Genomic DNA, 10,650 nt, shown 5'->3' with positions numbered 1-10,650 from the left:
ACGGGGCGGCGGGGTCGGGCGCGGCGGCGGGCTCGCCGGGAGGTGCGACGGTCGCCCAGGAGTCGGGCATCGGCGGCTCGACCGGCGGCATGTCCTCCTCCGGCGGCTCCTCGTCGAACGGGGGCTCGTCGCCGGCGGGAACGGCTTCAGCGGCGGCGACGGGAGCGGCGCGCACCGGCTCGGCGGCCGCGGCGGGGGCCTCCACCGGAGCGGAGGGAGCAGCCGCCTCGGCCGCAGGGGGCGGATCGGCGGGGATCGCCACCGTGGCCCATCCGTCGGAGCCGGTCGCGGCCGGGATCGGCGCAGCCGGGGCGGGCGCGGCGGTCGCCTCGACGGCGGCGCGCTCGGCCTCCGGGGCGGCAGCGCGAGGCTCGACGCGGGCGATGTACTTCACCCGCAGGCCGAGGACCTGCTGGATCGCCTGACGCAGGTACTCGCTGACTCCGGGCTGCCCGGCGGTTCCCGGCATCTTGAACGACTCGACGTCGTTCTGGCTCGGGAACGAGAGGGTCAGCACGTCGTCCTTGAGGGCGCGCACCTGGGCGGTGTAGGCCACCAGCCAGGCGGTCATCTTCGCCTTCTGCACGACCTCGAGGATCTCGGGCCAGGTGTCCTTCATCCGCTGGAGGGTGACCGCGCCGTCGGCGGGTGCGTCGCCCGCGGCCGCAGCGGGTGCGGAGGCAGCGGGCGCCGAGGCTGGGGCCGCCTCAGGGGACGCAGCGGCCTGATCCGACGGCTCCTGCTCGTCCGGCTCCGGACGAGCCGCCGCGGCGGTCGTCGCGCGGGGGCGTCCTGACTCGGCCGGCGCGGACTCGTCCGCCTCCGGCGCGGCCGCCGTCTCGTCGGGCCCCTTCACCGGCGGCGCAGCGACCGGTTCGGACGCCGTCACCGGCGCCTCGGTGCGCGGAGCGGCCGCGATGGACTCGGGCACCGAGCCGGGAGCGGCGGCGTGCGAGGCGTGGTGGGGCTCGGGCGCACGGGACGGCTCGGACGCGCGCGACGCCTCGGACGACCGCGGGGCGGGCGCCGCGGACTCGCGCGGCGCGGCCACGTGCCGCGGGCGCTCCTCCTGGGCAGCAGCGGGCGCGATGCCGGCGCCGGTGCCGTGCACCAGGGTGCGGGCGATCATCAGCTCGAGGTGCAGGCGCGGCGAGGTCGCACCGGTCATCTCGGTGAGGGCCTCGTTGACCACGTCGGCGATGCGGGAGAGCTCGGCCAGGCCGAGCGCGCGCGACTGGCCGGCCATGCGGTCGAGCTCGTCCTGCGAGACGCCGCGGAGGACGGCCGAGGCCGCTCCCCCGGTCGCGGCGACGACGATCAGGTCGCGGAGCTTCTCGAGCAGGTCCTCGACGAAGCGGCGCGGGTCCTGCCCCGTCTGGATGACGCGGTCGACCGCTCCGAACGCCTCGGCGGAGTCGTGCTCGGCGAGCGCGTCGACCACCTCGTCGAGCAGGGCGCCGTGGGTGTAGCCGAGGAGGGCGACGGCCCGCTCGTACTCGACGGTCTCGGCCTCGGAGCCGGCCATCAGCTGGTCGAGCAGGGAGAGCGTGTCGCGGACGGACCCGCCGCCCGCGCGGACCACGAGCGGCAGCACGCCGGCCGCCACGTGCACGCCCTCGCGCTCGCAGAGCTCCTGCGTGTAGTCGAGCATCTGCGCCGGCGGGACGAGCCGGAACGGGTAGTGGTGCGTGCGCGAGCGGATCGTGCCGATGACCTTGTCCGGCTCCGTGGTCGCGAAGATGAACTTCACGTGCTCCGGCGGCTCCTCCACGATCTTGAGCAGCGCGTTGAAGCCCTGCGGCGTGACCATGTGCGCCTCGTCGAGGATGAAGATCTTGAAGCGGTCGCGCGCCGGGGCGAAGATGGCGCGCTCGCGCAGATCGCGCGCGTCGTCGACTCCGTTGTGGCTCGCCGCGTCGATCTCGACCACGTCGAGCGAGCCCTGGCCCTCGCGGCTGAGCTCGACGCAGCTGTCGCAGACGCCGCAGGGGGTGTCGGTCGGGCCCGTCGCGCAGTTGAGGCAGCGGGCGAGGATGCGCGCCGAGGTGGTCTTGCCGCAGCCGCGGGGGCCGCTGAAGAGGTAGGCGTGGTTGACGCGGTTGGTGCGGAGCGCCGTCATGAGCGGATCCGTCACCTGGGACTGGCCGATCATCTCGGCGAACGTCTCGGGCCGGTACCGGCGATACAGGGCTGCTACCACCCGACAAGAGTAGCCGCGACCTCCGACACCGGAGCCGGGACGGCGGACCTCCGAGCGCGCGTAGCCTCGGTCCCGTGCTCCCGCCGCCTCCGCTCCCCCGCTTCGACGCGGTCGTGCTCGCCGGCGGACGCGCTTCCCGCCTCGGCGGCGCGGTCAAGCCGCTCCTCCGGCACCGCGAGTCGACGCTCCTCGGCACCGCCCTCGCAGCCGTGCGCGGAGCCGAGCGGAGGGTCGTGGCCGGACCGTGGTCGCTCGCACCGGCTGTCGACGGCGCCGAGCTCGTCCAGGAGGATCCGCCGTTCGGCGGCCCGGTCGCGGGCCTGGCCGCCGCGCTGCCCCTGCTCGACCGCCCGGGCGCTCCGGACTGGGTCGTCGTGCTCGCCGCCGATCTCGTCGCCCCCGCTCCCGCCGTGCACACCCTGCTCGAGGGCGCGTCGAACGCCGTCGAGGCCTCCCTCCTGGCGGTCGACGCGAGCGGCCGAGCCCAGCAGCTCCTCGGCGTGCACCGGCGAGCGGCCCTCGTCGAAGCGCTCACCGCGCTCGGCGATCCCGACGGCGCCTCGGTGCGCGCCCTCCTCCGGGTCCTTCCCCCGCGGCTCGTGACGGTGCCCGGAGGGACGACCGACGACGTCGACGCGCCCGCCGACGCGCACCGGCACGGGATCGACCTGCCGGTCCCGCGCGGCGCAGACTGAGCGGATGGACGACACGACCGGCCCCCGCCCCTCCGCCTCCGACGGCGCCCGCCCCACCGAGGAGGTGCTCGCCGGCTGGTGGGCCGAGCTGTGCTCCGCGCTCGGCCTCGGCGAGGTCCCGGTGGACCCGGACGCCCTGCTCGCCCTCGCCGGTCGCGCAGCGCACGGAGTGGTCCGGCCGGCGGCTCCGCTGACCACGTTCCTCGCGGGCTACGCGGCGGGCCTGGCCGGGGGCGGACGGGACGCGCTCGACGCGGCGCTCGCGGCCTCGCACCGGGCGGTGGACGAGCGTCCGCACGCCTCCTGAGACGCTACTCCACCGGCCTCGATCCGGCACCAGGTCGACGCCGTACGGTTCCCCCGAGTCCCGGCGCCGCGGCTCGGACCGAGAGCGGCGCAGGACTCCCGCGGCCGACTGCGCCGCGGTCGTCCATCTGAAGGAGCCCCGCATGTCAGGCAACAGAGCCGTCGCCTACAAGTCCCCCGGAGTCGTCGAGGTCATCGACATCGACTACCCCACCTTCGAGCTGAAGGACGGACCCGGCGTCAATCCGGCGAACATCGGGCGGAAGCTGCCGCACGGCGCCATCCTCCGCACCGTCTCCACCAACATCTGCGGCTCGGACCAGCACATGGTCCGCGGCCGCACCACCGCTCCGTCGGACCTCGTGCTCGGCCACGAGATCACCGGCGAGGTCGTGGAGGTCGGCCCCGACGTCGAGTTCGTCAAGGTCGGCGACATCGTGTCCGTGCCGTTCAACATCGCCTGCGGCCGCTGCCGCAACTGCAAGGAGCGCAAGACCGGCATCTGCCTCAACGTGAATCCGGACCGCCCGGGCAGTGCGTACGGCTACGTCGACATGGGCGGCTGGGTCGGCGGGCAGGCCGAGTACGTGATGGTCCCCTACGCCGACTGGAACCTCCTGGTGTTCCCGGACCGCGATCAGGCGCTCGAGAAGATCCTCGATCTGACGATGCTCTCGGACATCTTCCCGACGGGCTTCCACGGCGCGGTGACCGCCGGGGTCGGCGTCGGCTCCACGGTCTACGTCGCAGGAGCGGGACCGGTCGGACTCGCCGCGGCGGTCGGAGCGCAGCTGCTCGGAGCGGCCGTCGTGATCGTCGCGGACCTCAACGAGGAGCGTCTGGCGCAGGCGCGCTCCTTCGGCTGCGAGACGGTCGACGTCTCGAAGGGCGATCCGGCCGGCCAGATCGAGCAGATCCTCGGCGTGCCCGAGGTCGACTGCGGAGTGGACGCCGTCGGCTTCGAGGCGCACGGCAACGGCGCCGACTCGGGGAAGGAGGCGCCGGCGACGGTGCTGAACTCGCTGATGTCGATCACCGCGGCGGGCGGCGCCCTCGGCATCCCGGGCCTCTACGTCACGGGCGACCCGGGCGGAGTCGACGAGGCGGCCCAGGAGGGCTCGCTGTCGATCCGCCTCGGGCTCGGCTGGGCGAAGTCGCTGTCCTTCACCACGGGCCAGTGCCCGGTCATGAAGTACAACCGGCAGCTGATGATGGCGATCCTGCACGACCGGGTCCACATCGCCGACGCGGTCCAGGCCACCGCGATCAGCCTGGACGACGCTCCCCGCGGCTACGCCGACTTCGACAAGGGCGCCGCGAAGAAGTTCGTGCTGAACCCGAACGGCTACCTGGGATGACCGACGGGGCGGGTCCTGCCCAGGGCCCGCCCCGAGCCCCGGGAGAATGGACGGGATGAGCGCGCACGGGCACGAGGCGACCGACTGGGACGAGGCCAGGCGGATCGTCGGCGAAGCGGTGGCGCGCTCCGGCGTCTCGACCGTCCCCCTCCTCGACGCCCGCGGGGCCGTCCTCGACCGCGCCGTCACCGCCGCCCGGCCGCTCCCCCACTACGACTCCTCCGCCATGGACGGCTGGGCCGTGCGCGGACCCGGGCCCTGGCCGCTCGAGGACGGCACCGCCGCTCCGATCGTCACCGGAGCCGCCGTCCCCGACTGGAGCGACGCGGTGCTGCCGTCCGAGCAGGGCGCGGTCCGCGACGACCTACTCACGGCGCGGGCGCCCCTCCCGCCCGGCCGGCACGTCCGGCGCGCGGGCGACGAGGCCGCCCGCGGAGCCGTGCTGGTCGATGCCCGGACCCGCCTCACTCCCGCGCAACTCGCCCTGCTCGCGGTCGCCGGGGTCGACGCGCTCGACGTCCGCCCGCCCGCCGCGGTCGACCTGCTCCTCACGGGGGACGAGGTCGACACCGAGGGGATGCCGCCCGCCGGACGGGTGCGCGACGCGTTCACGCCGCTGCTGCCCGCGCTGGTCGAGCTCTCGGGCGGAGCCGTGGGAGAGGTCGTGCGCCGCGGCGACGACGAGGAGGCGATCGCACGGACGCTGCTGGCGGGCACGGCGCCGATCCTCCTCACGACGGGCGGGACCGGGCGCTCCCGGGTGGACGCGGTCCGTCGCGCCCTCGATGCGGTGGGCGCGCGCGTCCTCGTCGACGGCGTCGGCATGCGCCCCGGCCACCCGACCATGGCTGCGCTGCTGCCGGGCGGGACGCTGGTGATCGCGCTGCCGGGCAATCCGCTCGCCGCCCTGCTCGCGGCGCTCTCCTTCCTGCCGCCGGCCCTCGACGCGGCGTCGGGCGCCGCTGCCCGACCTCTCGGCCGGGGCGTCCTCGCCGAGCCGCTCGGGCGCGCGGGGACCACGGTGCTCGTGCCCGTCTCCTCCGGCGAGGACGGCTGGCGGGCCTCCGCCGGCATCCGCTCGCACATGCTCACCGGTCTCGCCGCCTCGGAGGCTGTGGCCGTCGTGCCCGCACCGGGAGCGGCAGCGGGCGACTCGGTGCGCCTGCTGCCGCTGCCCTGGTGAGGCCTACGCCGCCGGTTCGAGGCGGATCACGACCGACTTCGAGGTCGGCGTGTTGCTGATCTTCGCGGTCGAGTCCAGCGGCACGAGGACGTTCGTCTCGGGGTAGTAGGCGGCCGCGCAGCCGCGGGGCGTGTCGTACGCCACGACGCGGAACGCCTCCGCCCGCCGCTCGACGCCGTCGGGCCACTCCGAGACCAGGTCGACCATCGCGCCGTCCGCGAAGCCCAGCTCGGCGACGTCGTCGGCGTGGACGAACACCACCCGGCGGCCGTCGTGGATCCCGCGGTAGCGGTCGTCCTTGCCGTAGATCGTGGTGTTGAACTGGTCGTGCGAGCGCAGCGTCTGCAGCAGCAGCCTGCCCTCCGGAACCCGCGGGTACTCGAGCGGATTCGCGGTGAAGCGGGCCAGGCCGGAGGGGGTGTCGAAGCGGCGCGAGTCGCGCGGCGGGTGCGGGAGGACGAAGCCGCCGGGCACGTCGATCCGGGCCTCGAAGCCGTCGAAGCCGGGGACGACGTTGGCGATGTGCGAGCGGATGCGGCGGTAGTCGTCGCGCAGTCCCGCCCAGTCGACCCGGGGAACGTTCTCGCGGCCCTCGAGCAGCCGCTCCGCGATCCCCGTGAGGATCGCCACCTCCGAGCGCAGGCCCGGGCTCGGCGGGCGCAGGCGGCCCCGGGAGGCGTGCACGGCGCTCATCGAGTCCTCGACCGTGACCCGCTGCTCGCCCGAGCGCTGCACGTCGGAGTCGGTGCGGCCGAGGGTGGGCAGGATCAGCGCGCGCCGGCCGGTGACCACGTGCGAGCGGTTGAGCTTGGTCGAGACGTGGACGGTGAGGGCGAGCGAGCGCATCGCCGCCTCCGTCACTCCGCTGTCGGGCGTCGCCCGGGCGAAGTTGCCGCCGAGCCCCATGAACACGCGGGCCTTCCCGTCGCGCATTGCCCGGATCGCGGCGACCGTGTCCGTCCCGTGCACGCGCGGGGAGGAGAAGGAGAACTCGCGGTCGAGCGCGTCGTGGAAGGAGTCCGGCATCCGCTCGAAGATGCCCATCGTGCGGTCGCCCTGCACGTTCGAGTGGCCGCGCACCGGGCAGACGCCCGCGCCGGGCTTGCCGATGTTGCCGGTGAGCAGGAGCACGTTGACGACGTCCTTGAGCGTCGCGACCGAGTGCGCGTGCTGCGTGAGGCCCATCGCCCAGCAGACGACGGTGCCCTCGGACGCCGCGATCAGCTCGGCGACGGTGCGGATGCGCGTCTCGTCGATCCCGCTCGCCCGCTCGATCTCGTCCCACTGGACCTCCCGCAGCCCGTGGAGGTACTCGGCGAGGCCGCCGGTGCTCTCGCGGATGAAGGCGTGGTCGAAGACGTCGCCGCGCGCCTCCTCCGCCTCGAGCAGCGCCTTGCCCAGACCCTGGAACAGGGCCTGGTCGCCGCCCAGCCGGACCTGGAGGAAGTGGTCGGCGAGGGCCGTGCCGTCGCCCAGGGTGCCGCGGACGGTCTGCGGGTTCTGGAAGCGGAGCAGCCCCGCCTCCGGCAGCGGATTCACGGCCACGATGGTGCCGCCGGCGCGCTTGGCGCGCTCCAGCGCGGTCAGCATCCGCGGGTGGTTCGTTCCGGGGTTCTGGCCGGCGACGATGATCAGCGGTGCCCGCTCCACGTCGCGCAGGCTCACCGAGCCCTTGCCGATCCCGATCGTCTCAGTGAGGGCGGATCCGCTGGACTCGTGGCACATGTTCGAGCAGTCGGGCAGATTGTTCGTGCCGAAGCCGCGGACCATCAGCTGGTAGACGAAGGCCGACTCGTTCGAGGTCCGGCCGGACGTGTAGAAGATCGCCTCGTCGGGGCTCGCGCAGGCTCGCAGCTCCTCAGCCACGAGGTCGAGCGCCTCATCCCAGCCCACCGGCCGGTAGTGCGTGGCGCCCTCCTCGAGCAGCATCGGCTCCGTCAGCCGGCCCTGCTGGCCGAGCGCGAAGTCGTCCCACTCCTCCAGCTCCGCGACGGGGTGCGCGGCGAAGAAGGCCGATGTGACGGTGCGGAGCGTGGCCTCCTCGGCGACCGCCTTCGCTCCGTTCTCGCAGAACTCGGCGACGTGGCGCTTGTCGCCCTCCGGCCAGGCGCAGCCCGGGCAGTCGAATCCGGTCTTCTGGTTCACCCGCAGGAGCGTCTCGGCGCTGCGCACCGGGCCCATCTGCTTGAGCGAGATCTCGAGGGCGTGGGCGACGCCGGGGATCCCGACGGCGCGTCTCTTCGGCGACCGGACGGAGATGCGGCTCTCGTCGATCGGACTCTCGCGGGGCTCGGCGTCATCGACCATTCCTGCATCGTACGTCCGCACGCCGGCATCGCTCCCGGTTCCCGGTGGGAGGATGACCTCCACCGCCTGAGGAGACCCATGAGCCGCAGTGTCGCCCGCACCCGCCTGACCGCCGTCCGCGCCGACGATCCGCCCCGCCGTCGCGAGGACGTCCTGGCCGTCGAGGAGCCGCTCGAGATCCGCGTCGGCGGACGGCGCTTCAGCGTGACCATGCGCACGCCCGGCGACGACTTCGACCTGGTCGCGGGATTCCTGGTGTCCGAGGGGGTGCTCACAGAGTCGGAGCAGCTGGCGGCGATGCGCTACTGCGCGAGCGGCTCCGGGCCGGGCGAGAACACGTACAACGTGGTCGACGCGAGCGTTCGCGGCGGGCGGGAGGCCGTGCTGCTCGAGCGCGAGCGGTCGGTGTACACGACGAGCTCGTGCGGAGTGTGCGGGCTCGCGTCACTCGAGGCGGTCGCCACCGACTCGGCGTGGAGCGTCGCGGAGGACGACCTGCGGGTCGAGCGGGAGCTGCTGGTCTCGCTCCCTGATCGGCTCCGCGAGGCGCAGGCGGTGTTCGAGCGGACGGGCGGCGTCCACGCGGCCGGGCTGTTCGACGCGGACGGCTCGCTGCTGGTGCTCCGGGAGGACGTCGGGCGGCACAACGCCGTGGACAAGGTGGTCGGCTGGGGGCTCCTGGAGGGGCGGCTGCCATTGCGGGGGACGCTGCTGCAGGTGTCGGGGCGCGCCTCGTTCGAGCTGGTGCAGAAGGCCGTGATGGCCGGCATCCCCCTGCTCGCCGCGGTCGGTGCCCCGTCGTCGCTGGCGGTGGACCTGGCTCGCGACTCCGGCCTCACCCTGATCGGCTTCAGCCGCGGCTCCGGCTTCAACCTCTACGCGGGCGACGCGCGCCTGCTGCCCTGAGCCGGGGCTCCTCAGCCGGCTCCTGCGGATGGAGCAGCCTGCACAGCGGGCGCATCGAGATCCCCCTCGTACTCGGTGGCTCTCGACACGCCGCGTCCCGCGGCTACTCGACCAGCGAGGGTCGCCGCGTGTTCGGCAGAGGGCGCGACCCGGAATCGCGTGCGAGCGATTCAGGGCAGCCCGACAAGACCCGCTCTGCGCAACGCAGGCCCACGAGAAGCCGACCGCGGTCGTGCAGCGGGCCACCGCTGCACGACGAGCGAGCACCGCCGCGTGCGAGCGATTCAGGGCACCCCGACGCTCCACGCTCTGCGGAACGCAACCCCTGAGAGGCCGACCGAGGTCGCGCAGCGGGCCACCGCTGCACGACGAGCGAGCACCGCCGCGTGCCAGCGATTCAGGACAGCCCGACAGGAGCCGCTCCACGGGAGCCGCCACCCCCGGAAGCCGACCGCGAGTCGTGTCGCGGCTCCGCCGCTACACGACCGACAAGCTCTGCCGGGCGATCTCCAGCTCCTCGTTCGTGGGGATCACGAGAACGGCGACGCGGGAGTCGTCGGTGGAGATGCGGCGGGCGCCGCGGTCGGAGGACGTGTTGCGCTCGGGGTCGAGCTCGATGCCCAGGCCCTCGAGGCCGCGGAGGGCGCCGGCTCGGACGGCGGCGACGTTCTCGCCGACTCCGGCCGTGAACACCACGGCGTCGACGCGGCCCAGCTGGGCGTAGAAGGCCCCGATGTAGTGGCGGAGGCGGTGGTAGTAGACCTCGAGCCCGGCGCGGGCCTGCTCGTCGCCGGCCTCGGCCGCCTCCTGGACGTCGCGCATGTCGCCGCGACCCGTGAGGCCGAGGAGGCCGCTTCGGCGGTTGAGGAGGGTGTCGAGCTCGTCGATCGAGAGGCCCGCCTTGCGGGCCAGGTGGAAGACGACGGCCGGGTCGAGGTCGCCGGAGCGGGTGCCCATCACCAGGCCCTCGAGCGGGGTCATGCCCATCGAGGTCTCGACGGAGACGCCGCCGTCGACGGCGCAGGCGGACGCTCCGTTGCCCAGGTGCAGGACGATCGTCTTCAGGTCGGAGCGGCGGCGGCCGAGGTAGGCGGCGGCGGCCTCCGAGACGAACTTGTGCGAGGTGCCGTGGAAGCCGTAGCGGCGGACGCGGTGCTTCTCGGCGAGTTCGGCGGGCAGCGCGTAGGTCGACGCCTCGGCCGGGATCGTGTGGTGGAAGGCGGTGTCGAAGACGGCGACGTGCGGAACGTCCGGGAAGGCCTTCTGCGCCGCCTCGATGCCCTCGAGGTTGGCGGGGTTGTGCAGCGGGGCGAGGTCGGCGAGGTCCTCGATGTTGATCTTGACCAGGTCGGTGACGACGGTGGGCTCGAAGAAGCGCTTGCCGCCGTGCACGACGCGGTGGCCCACGGCGACGGGAGGGAACTCGTCGAGGCTCGGGCCGTGCTCGCCGAACGCGCGGATCATCGCGTCGAAGCCGGCGGTGTGGTCGGGGATCGGCCCCTCGATCTCGAACGACTCCCCGTCGCGGGTGTGCTTCGTGCGGCCGGTGTCCTCGCCGATCCGCTCGACGAGGCCGCTGGCGAGCGTCTCCTCGGTGGTCATCTCGATGAGCTGGTACTTGAACGACGACGATCCGCTGTTGACGACGAGGACGACGGACATGAGGGGACTCCTGGGGTGATCGGGGTCGGGAGG

Annotated in this window: 8 protein-coding genes; 5 read left to right on the top strand and 3 right to left on the bottom strand. The window is 73.9% G+C overall.

All coding sequences use genetic code 11. The features are described 5' to 3' along the window. Positions 1 to 2,200 (bottom strand): DNA polymerase III subunit gamma and tau (locus C5C56_RS16915; RefSeq protein WP_104319979.1); only part of this gene is annotated, 2,200 nt, incomplete at its 3' end. 74 nt (positions 2,201 to 2,274) lie between these two features. Here C5C56_RS16915 and C5C56_RS16910 point away from each other — a divergent pair. From C5C56_RS16910 to C5C56_RS16895, 4 genes are all read left to right on the top strand, one after another. Continuing rightward, positions 2,275 to 2,895 (top strand): molybdenum cofactor guanylyltransferase, encoded by a 621-nt coding sequence (locus tag C5C56_RS16910; RefSeq protein WP_258065707.1) that lies wholly within the window; start codon positions 2,275 to 2,277, stop codon positions 2,893 to 2,895. 4 nt (positions 2,896 to 2,899) lie between these two features. Next, positions 2,900 to 3,202 carry a DUF6457 domain-containing protein gene (locus C5C56_RS16905; RefSeq protein WP_219812223.1) on the top strand — a complete coding sequence of 101 codons (303 nt, stop codon included), beginning with the start codon at positions 2,900 to 2,902 and terminating at the stop codon, positions 3,200 to 3,202. Between the two features lie 142 nt (positions 3,203 to 3,344). Next, entirely contained in the window at positions 3,345 to 4,559 is a 1,215-nt protein-coding gene (fdhA, locus tag C5C56_RS16900; RefSeq protein WP_104225123.1) for a formaldehyde dehydrogenase, glutathione-independent, read from the top strand. Between the two features lie 55 nt (positions 4,560 to 4,614). Next, entirely contained in the window at positions 4,615 to 5,742 is a 1,128-nt protein-coding gene (locus C5C56_RS16895; RefSeq protein WP_181137624.1) for a molybdopterin molybdotransferase MoeA, read from the top strand. A 3-nt stretch (positions 5,743 to 5,745) separates the two neighbouring features. Here C5C56_RS16895 and C5C56_RS16890 read toward each other — a convergent pair whose 3' ends face one another. After that, positions 5,746 to 8,049, bottom strand: a complete 2,304-nt coding sequence (locus tag C5C56_RS16890; RefSeq protein WP_104288833.1) for an FdhF/YdeP family oxidoreductase — start codon at positions 8,047 to 8,049, stop codon at positions 5,746 to 5,748. Positions 8,050 to 8,127: 78 nt separating this feature from the next. Between C5C56_RS16890 and fdhD the strand changes: the two genes are divergently transcribed. Beyond that, positions 8,128 to 8,955, top strand: coding sequence for a formate dehydrogenase accessory sulfurtransferase FdhD (gene fdhD, locus C5C56_RS16885; RefSeq protein WP_104319976.1), 828 nt, complete (start codon positions 8,128 to 8,130; stop codon positions 8,953 to 8,955). A gap of 477 nt (positions 8,956 to 9,432) precedes the next feature. Here fdhD and C5C56_RS16880 read toward each other — a convergent pair whose 3' ends face one another. Next, complete coding sequence (locus C5C56_RS16880; protein ID WP_104227458.1) at positions 9,433 to 10,617, bottom strand: acetate/propionate family kinase; 1,185 nt, start codon at positions 10,615 to 10,617, stop codon at positions 9,433 to 9,435. Positions 10,618 to 10,650: the final 33 nt, after the last annotated feature.

It is taken from the genome of Rathayibacter sp. AY1D1 (assembly GCF_002932635.1).
In the GTDB taxonomy this organism is placed as follows: domain Bacteria; phylum Actinomycetota; class Actinomycetes; order Actinomycetales; family Microbacteriaceae; genus Rathayibacter.
Note: the sequence above shows the minus strand (reverse complement) of the source record. Positions and strands in the feature narration are given on the sequence as shown.